Below are 8,059 nucleotides of genomic sequence, written 5' to 3' on the forward strand. Positions count from 1 at the left end.
CGAATGCACCTCATTTCTTAATCATCAAAGTCTGATCTATGTTTTGTTGAAATGCCTTTTGCTGCTTTTTTTACATGTTGTGGTCTTGCTTGTACATCACGTGTATCAATCATTGTTAAAGGGAAACGAATCCAAGAATCTTTAACAGATTGTTGTCTTGTTGGATAGAACAAAGCGTACGGCTTGCGTAAAGAAGTAAGTCTAAATAGATGGGTAAATAAAAAGATAAATCCAAGAGAAATCCCGAAGAGACCACCTATTTCTGCAAATATGAGAAACGGGAAACGTAGTAATCGAACCGCATTACCCATTTTATAAATAGGTGTAATAAAGGAAGCGAGTGCTGATAAAGCAACGATAATTAATAAAATGTTACTCGTTAAACCAGCTTGTACAGATGCTTGCCCGATTACGATACCGCCTACAATACCGAGCGTTTGACCAACTTTCATCGGTAACCTCGCGCCAGCTTCTCTCAGTAAATCGATTGCAAGTTCTAAAAATAGTGCTTCAATTAAAGGTGGGAATGGTACTTGTGCTCTTGATAAAATTAAAGTTTCAAGTAAATCACTTGGAATAAGTTCATAATGATAATTTAAAACTGCAACGTATAACGGTGTAGCGCAAATTGAAAATAGAACGGCAATTAATCTTAAAATCCTTGAAAATGTAGCGTACATCCAGGAGACGTTGTAGTCTTCTGGTGAAATGAAAAAATCAAAATAGGATACAGGTGTTAGTAAAACACTTGGAGAACCGTCCACAAAAATAGCGATTTTACCATCGATTAGTGCTTTTGTAACTCTATCAGTACGCTCTGTATTGATATAGAGAGGAAAGATCGATTTTTCACCCATTAATTCTTGTAAATAAGCACTATCATTAATTTGATCATATTCAAGAGCGCGTAAAGACTCTTCTAGAAAATCTACATTATCTTTTTCAGCAAGGTTGTCTAAATACATCATGACAACTTTTGTTTTGGAAAACTCACCAACAATCATCTCTTTTGTTTGTAAATCCAAAACAGGAAGACGTTTTCGAACTAAATTAATATTTGTATCAATATCCTCTACAAAACCTTCTTGCGGACCAATAACAGTCGATTCGTTTAAAGGAGGAGTTGGTGCACGATAATTATCAATTGCAATATTTGCGAGCATACATTTTTGATCTTGTTGATTTACTTGAACGATCGCATGCCCCTTTAACACCATGTCCTCAATTTTTTGTAAATCGTTCGTAATTGTAATGCCACTCATCGGAATATGCTCTTTCAGCTCTTCTAGTGAAGCATTAGGTCGTTCTAAAAGAGTAGGCATTAAATACTTTTGCAATTTCTCACCATCAAGAGAAGGACGATAGTAAGAAATCCAATAAGGCATCGTTTCATCGTCAGATGTGTGATAATTAACGAAATCACTAGACTTTTTGAGTTTCTCTATTAAATCTTGTAGAGAATGAATACGGTCTTTTTCTGGTTTCGTAAAATCATAAATACTATTACCTTTAGAGTTTTGCTGTTTACCTTGGTCAGAGTTGTCTTGTTTAGAGTTTTGCTGTTTACCTTGATCAGAGTTGTCTTGTTTAGAGTTTTGCTTAGCGTGTTGTTGTTTATTTTGATCACGGTCATCTTGTTCAGAGTGTTGCTGTTTCTCTTGATCCGAATGATCTTGCTTAGAGCGTTGTTGTTGATTCTGATTGGATTCATTTTGCTTAGTATGTTGTTGCGGACCTTGAGAAGACTCCTTATGTCCCTCTTTTTTTTGCTCGCCATTGTTATCTTTATTATGCTTCATACTTCTATTCAGTTTTTTGTTATCACCCTCTTGATTGTTAGCGTGTTGCTCCGAGTTATCTGTTTCGTTTTTCTCTGTTGTATTTGATTTTTTTTTCTTACGTAGCCAATTCCAAATCATATGTATGCCCTCTTTAATTGTGTAATATAGTGCTATTTTGTGGCTAATTTTGTATATTATTCATTTATTTATGAAAAGAAGGAGGAGATTGGTTTGCATAGAAAAAATCCTTTAGTAAGCAGTACATACTATGACGAGAAGAGGGCGAGTCTGTGCAAATTGTAAAAAAGGAGAAATTTATTTTAAAGGAGTTTACATTTGAAAATGGTAGGACAATTCCTGTTCAAATGGGGTATGAGACTTATGGTACTTTAAATAGAGAAAGGTCAAATGCGATTTTGGTTTGTCATTATTTTAGTGCAACTAGTCACGCAGCAGGAAAATATACAGCGCATGATGAGGAGTCTGGCTGGTGGGACGGTTTAATTGGACCAGGAAAAGCAATTGATACAAATAAATACTTTGTTATATGTACTGATAATCTTTGTAATGTGCAGGTGAAGAGCCCGTATGTAATTACAACGGGACCGAAATCGATTAATCCGAAAACTGGAGATGAATATGCGATGGACTTTCCAGTTTTTACATTTCTTGATGTAGCTCGTATGCAATATGAGTTAATAAAAGATATGGGAATCGCAAGGCTACATGCTGTAATGGGACCGTCAGCTGGCGGGATGATTGCGCAGCAATGGGCTGTTCATTATCCTCATATGGTAGAGCGGATGATTGGTGTTATTACGAACCCGCAAAATCCAATTATTACGTCGGTAAATGTAGCGCAAAATGCAATTGAGGCTATCGAGCTGGATCCAAGTTGGAAGGGCGGAAAATATGGAGAAGAGCAGCCAATGAAGGGGCTTCATTTAGCAAATAGAATGATGTTTATGAACGCGTTTGACGAGCATTTTTACGAAACGACATTTCCTCGTAATAGTATAGAGAAAGAGCCTTATGAAACATTTTCTGCATTAACATCATTTGAGAAAGAAATTAATAAAGTGACAAATAGAAGTATAGCTTTAGTTGATGCAAATTCATGGATGTATACCGCGAAAGCAGTTTTATTACATGATATTGCGCATGGATTTTCGTCTTTAGAAGAGGCACTGTCTAATATAGAAGCAAATGTACTTATGATTCCGTGTAAACAAGATTTGCTTCAGCCGTCACGTTATAATTATAAAATGGTAGACATGTTGCAAAAACAAGGGAAGTATGCGGAAGTGTATGAGATAGAAAGTACAAATGGACATATGGCGGGAGCATTTGATATTCATTTATTTGAAAAGAAAGTTTATGAATTTTTAAATCGGAAAGTGTCTAGTTTTGTGTAGAAAATAAATGATGTGAAAAAGGTGCAATGTATGTAGTAGGCACCTTTTTTTACATGATTTGTAGGCGAAAAATATATGTGGCAATTGCTATACCGAAGAATGCGATACTAAGCAATAGAAATAAGAATGACATTTCTTGTGGTGATTTTATCTTTCTATTATTTTTCATACTAAGTGCAATAATTGCAGCGATTAAGAAAATGATGCCCATAATGAAAAGGAAAAGTGTCATTTTCATTGGCTCCTTTCATAAAACAAGTATATTGAGGATACAATGCAAGGGTTATGTTTGTAAAGAATAAGTTTTGCGAGAAAATTGAGAAATAGTTTTTCGATTCTTTGCGTTCTTTCTTTTGCGTGCTAAAATTGATAGAGAATGTTCGTTAAAAAAGAAAATAAAGGTTTTATTTTATATAAGGAGGAACAACATATGACAGAAGTTAAAACAATTACTACAGAAGAAGTGCAAGAGCGTTTAGAAAAAGGAGAAACGTTATTTTTAGTAGACGTAAGGGAAGATGAAGAAGTAGCGGCAGGAAAAATTCCAGAAGCTGTACATATTAAAATGGGCGATATCCCAAATAAAGTAGATTTCTTTGATAAAGAGAATGAATATATCTTTATTTGTCGTTCGGGAATGCGCAGTGAAAATGTATGTCATTATTTAAATGAGCAAGGATTTAAAACAGTGAACATGGTAGGCGGCATGCTTCAATATGAAGGAGAAACGAAATAAGTAGTTTAAAAAACTTGAAACGAGTCTGTTTCAAGTTTTTTTCTTTTGCATACAGTGTACAAAAGGGGGATAGGTAAATGGGGATTAATATGCGTAAAGTAAAAATTATTAACAATACAGGAGCCGTTAATGTTGGCGACTGTTATAATATCGCGCCTTTTGCTGTATCGAAAGCTTATGCGGGTGCTGGAGGATCAAGTGCGGCTATTTTTTTAAATGGAAAAAGGCAGCCACCAGAGGTGATTCGAACATCAGTATTTCTTCCACCATTATCAACGAGTACACGTACATTGGGTTAATAAAGGAAAGGTAGAGTGTTAGTATGCCAGCACATATAAAAGAGTTTGTTATTGTGAATAACACTGGGAATATATTTACGGGTGATAATTTGAGTGATACGTCATTTACTGCTTCGAAATCCTATAGTGGTTCAATGGGATGCACTTGGATTGACGTTGTTACAGTAATAGGGACGGAAACGAAGCTTTGTTTACAGCCGGGTGATTCGGTGACGACAACATATACAAGAGGCACCCCTGCTGGTACTGTAACAGGAACAAATATGGGGCAAAGTGTAAATGCATCGGGTATAGCGCAAGCTGTCCCTAATACAGATAATATGGATTCAGTTGCTGGACTCCCTTAAGAAATTAAGGGAGTTTTTATTATTTAAAATAAAAATAGTCTTTGAGATTATTTTTGTAAATACATATTAAGAAGAGGTTTGTAATGTAAAAAAGATGGTGTGTAGGTGGTGAAAGTATGAAAGAGCGCGATAAGCAAAATTCATTAAACTCTAATTTCAGAATCTCACCAAATCTTATTGGACCTACCTTTCCTCCTGTTCCAACGGGATTTACTGGTATTGGGATTACTGGTCCAACTGGTCCACAAGGCCCGACAGGACCTCAAGGGCCAAGGGGATTACAAGGTCCAATGGGAGAGCTGGGCCCGACAGGACCTCAAGGAGTACAAGGAATTCAAGGACCTGTTGGGTCAATAGGTGCAACGGGACCAGAAGGACAGCAGGGGCCACAAGGATTAAGGGGACCACAGGGAGAAACTGGAGCGACAGGACCTCAAGGAGTGCAAGGATTGCAAGGTCCAGCTGGTCCAACCGGAGCGACAGGAGCACAAGGTATACAAGGTATACAGGGATTACAAGGGCCCATTGGAGCTACCGGGCCAGAGGGACCACAAGGAATCCAAGGAGTGCAAGGATTACCTGGGGCAACTGGTCCACAAGGAATACAAGGGGCACAAGGAATGCAAGGGCTACAAGGACCGAGTGGAAATACAGGGGCAACCGGAGCGACTGGTCAGGGGATAACAGGTCCGACAGGAGTAACAGGTCCGACAGGGATCACTGGCCCGTCAGGAGGACCTCCTGGTCCGACGGGGCCAACTGGTGCGACAGGTCCGGGCGGTGGACCGAGTGGAAGTACAGGAGCAACAGGAGCAACGGGAAATACTGGGGCTACAGGAAGTACGGGGGTAACAGGAGCGACGGGAAGTACAGGTCCGACTGGAAGCACGGGAGCACAGGGCTTGCAAGGAATACAAGGGATTCAAGGGCCAATTGGGCCAACCGGTCCAGAAGGTCCGCAGGGTATTCAAGGGATTCCTGGTCCGACGGGAGTAACCGGTGAACAGGGAATACAAGGAGTTCAGGGTATTCAAGGAGCAACGGGAGCAACAGGGGATCAAGGCCCACAAGGTATACAGGGGGCTATAGGGCCACAAGGGGCAACAGGGGCAACAGGACATCAAGGTCCACAAGGAATACAAGGAGTACCAGGGCCATCAGGAGCAACAGGCCCACAGGGAGTTCAAGGGCTACAAGGTCCGATGGGTGATATAGGACCAACAGGTCCAGAAGGCCCAGAGGGACTTCAGGGCCCGCAAGGAATACAAGGTGTGCCAGGGCCAGTTGGAGCGACGGGTCCAGAGGGTCCTCAGGGGATACAAGGCATTCAAGGACCTGTAGGAGCAACAGGCCCACAAGGTCCACAAGGAATTCAGGGAATACAAGGTGTGCAGGGGATAACGGGAGCAACTGGAGTACAAGGAGCAACTGGAATTCAAGGGATACAAGGGGAAATAGGAGCAACAGGTCCAGAGGGGCCGCAAGGAGTGCAAGGTGCTCAAGGGGGGATTGGTCCAACCGGTCCGATGGGGCCGCAAGGAGTGCAAGGAGTACAAGGAATTCAAGGAGCGACGGGCGCACAAGGAGTGCAAGGTCCACAAGGAATACAAGGAATACAAGGTCCGACGGGGGCAACAGGAGATACGGGAGCAACCGGAGCGACAGGGGAAGGCACTACAGGCCCAACAGGAGTAACCGGTCCAACAGGGATAACAGGCCCATCTGGAGGACCAGCCGGACCGACCGGCCCAACGGGGCCATCAGGTCCGGCGGGAGTAACAGGTCCATCTGGTGGACCACCTGGCCCAACAGGAGCAACCGGGGCGACAGGAGTAACAGGAGATACTGGGGCAACAGGCTCAACTGGAGTGACAGGAGCGACGGGAGAAACGGGAGCAACCGGAGTGACGGGTTTACAAGGTCCGCAAGGAATCCAAGGAGTGCAAGGAGAGATAGGTCCGACGGGTCCCCAAGGTGTTCAAGGTCCGCAAGGAATTCAAGGAGTAACGGGGGCCACAGGAGATCAAGGTCCGCAAGGGGTTCAAGGCCCACAAGGCGACATAGGTCCAACCGGCCCACAAGGAATTCAAGGCCCACAAGGTTCTCAAGGAATCCAAGGAGCGACAGGGGGAACAGGAGCACAAGGTCCACAGGGAATCCAAGGTCCGCAAGGTGACGTAGGTCCGACTGGGCCACAAGGTCCAACTGGAATTCAAGGGATACAAGGAGAGCTAGGTCCAACCGGTCCAGAAGGCCCAGAGGGACTTCAGGGTCCGCAAGGAATACAAGGTGTTCAAGGGCCAGTTGGAGCAACGGGTCCAGAGGGTCCTCAGGGGATACAAGGCATTCAAGGAGTGCAAGGAGCAACAGGCTCACAAGGTCCACAAGGAATTCAGGGAATCCAAGGAGTGCAAGGGATAACGGGAGCAACTGGAGCACAAGGAGCAACTGGAATTCAAGGGATACAAGGGGAAATAGGAGCAACCGGTCCAGAGGGCCCACAAGGAGTGCAAGGAGTACAAGGAGAGATAGGTCCAACCGGTCCAATGGGGCCCCAAGGAGTGCAAGGAGTGCAAGGAATTCAAGGAGCGACGGGCGCACAAGGAGTGCAAGGTCCACAAGGAATTCAAGGAATACAAGGTCCGACGGGGGCAACAGGAGATACGGGAGCAACCGGAGCGACAGGGGAAGGCACTACAGGCCCAACAGGAGTAACCGGTCCAACAGGGATAACAGGCCCATCTGGAGGACCAGCCGGACCGACCGGCCCAACGGGGCCATCAGGTCCGGCGGGAGTAACAGGTCCATCTGGTGGACCACCTGGCCCGACAGGAGCAACCGGAGCGACAGGAGTAACAGGAGATACCGGGGCGACAGGCTCAACTGGAGTGACAGGAGCGACAGGAGCAACGGGAGCAACCGGAGTGACGGGTTTACAGGGACCGCAAGGAATCCAAGGTGTTCAAGGAGAGATAGGTCCAACCGGTCCACAGGGTATTCAAGGTCCCCAAGGAATCCAAGGAGTAACGGGGGCTACAGGAGCACAAGGTCCCCAAGGAATTCAAGGCCCACAAGGCGACATAGGTCCAACTGGCTCACAAGGAATTCAAGGTCCACAAGGCCCTCAAGGAATCCAAGGAGCGACGGGGGCCACAGGAGCACAAGGTCCACAGGGAATCCAAGGTCCGCAAGGTGACATAGGTCCGACCGGCCCACAAGGCCCACAAGGAATTCAAGGCCCGCAAGGAATTCAAGGTCCAACGGGAGCTACAGGAGCAACCGGAGCGACAGGTCTCCAAGGAATTCAAGGCCCACAAGGAATTCAAGGCCCGCAAGGAATTCAAGGTCCAACGGGAGCTACAGGGGCAACCGGAGCGACAGGTCCCCAAGGAATTCAAGGCCCCCAAGGAATTCAAGGCCCGCAAGGAATTCAAGGTCCAACGGGAGCTACAGGGGCAACCGGAGCGACAGGTCCCCAAGG

The 8,059-nt window shown here is 44.6% G+C and carries 7 protein-coding genes; 5 read left to right on the forward strand and 2 right to left on the reverse strand.

Annotation, left to right across the window (positions count from 1 at the left end; translation table 11 throughout):
* Positions 1-17 precede the first annotated feature (17 nt).
* The gene (locus PDK19_RS17560; protein ID WP_074614995.1) at positions 18-1,919 is read right to left on the reverse strand and encodes a spore germination protein; all 1,902 of its coding nucleotides are present in this window, start codon (positions 1,917-1,919) and stop codon (positions 18-20) included.
* 152 nt (positions 1,920-2,071) lie between these two features.
* Between PDK19_RS17560 and PDK19_RS17565 the strand changes: the two genes are divergently transcribed.
* Positions 2,072-3,196, forward strand: a complete 1,125-nt coding sequence (locus tag PDK19_RS17565) for an alpha/beta fold hydrolase (protein ID WP_074614994.1) — start codon at positions 2,072-2,074, stop codon at positions 3,194-3,196.
* Between the two features lie 49 nt (positions 3,197-3,245).
* Here PDK19_RS17565 and PDK19_RS17570 read toward each other — a convergent pair whose 3' ends face one another.
* On the reverse strand, positions 3,246-3,428 hold the full coding sequence (locus PDK19_RS17570) for a hypothetical protein (RefSeq protein WP_000171883.1): 183 nt from the start codon (positions 3,426-3,428) through the stop codon (positions 3,246-3,248).
* A 198-nt stretch (positions 3,429-3,626) separates the two neighbouring features.
* On the opposite strand from PDK19_RS17570, the gene PDK19_RS17575 reads away from it, so the two are divergent.
* From PDK19_RS17575 to PDK19_RS17590, 4 genes are all read left to right on the forward strand, one after another.
* Positions 3,627-3,932, forward strand: a complete 306-nt coding sequence (locus tag PDK19_RS17575; protein ID WP_000141203.1) for a rhodanese-like domain-containing protein — start codon at positions 3,627-3,629, stop codon at positions 3,930-3,932.
* A gap of 77 nt (positions 3,933-4,009) precedes the next feature.
* Positions 4,010-4,231, forward strand: coding sequence for a spore germination protein (locus PDK19_RS17580; RefSeq protein ID WP_000512597.1), 222 nt, complete (start codon positions 4,010-4,012; stop codon positions 4,229-4,231).
* Between the two features lie 23 nt (positions 4,232-4,254).
* Positions 4,255-4,578 (forward strand): hypothetical protein, encoded by a 324-nt coding sequence (locus PDK19_RS17585; protein WP_001110853.1) that lies wholly within the window; start codon positions 4,255-4,257, stop codon positions 4,576-4,578.
* 116 nt (positions 4,579-4,694) lie between these two features.
* Positions 4,695-8,059: BclA-related collagen-like exosporium protein (locus PDK19_RS17590; protein WP_270707728.1), on the forward strand; the 3,365-nt coding region annotated here is incomplete at its 3' end.

It is taken from the genome of Bacillus cereus group sp. BcHK124 (assembly GCF_027712065.1).
In the GTDB taxonomy this organism is placed as follows: domain Bacteria; phylum Bacillota; class Bacilli; order Bacillales; family Bacillaceae_G; genus Bacillus_A; species Bacillus_A pacificus.